The organism is Salinimicrobium oceani, assembly GCF_012037645.1.
In genome coordinates, this window is record NZ_JAAVJR010001541.1 from 1 (window position 1) to 295 (window position 295).

The following is a 295-nucleotide window of genomic DNA, read 5'->3' on the forward strand; positions in this document are numbered from 1 at the left end:
GCTTAATGTCGTGGTGTTTGGCAAGCAAAAGAACCAATATCAGCGGATTCAAAAAGACCTGGAACAGCGGTATCATGATCTGGAGAAATTTGCCAGCGTAGTATCCCATGACATAAAATCTCCTCTTGCGAATATTATTTCACTGGTTGACCTGCTTAAGGAAGAGAATAAGGAAAATTTTGATGAGGAGACCAGCCAGTATATCGAATACCTGTCCCAGGCTTCTCACAGTCTTCGCAATTACGTAGACGGGCTGCTAATATTGTACCGCAGCGAGCGCATCCTTGAAAAAGAA

At 43.4% G+C, this 295-nt stretch carries 1 protein-coding gene; it reads left to right on the forward strand.

Annotated elements, in window-relative coordinates:
- The coding region (locus HC175_RS22980; protein WP_317172406.1) for a histidine kinase dimerization/phospho-acceptor domain-containing protein at positions 1-295 on the forward strand (295 nt) is incomplete at both ends.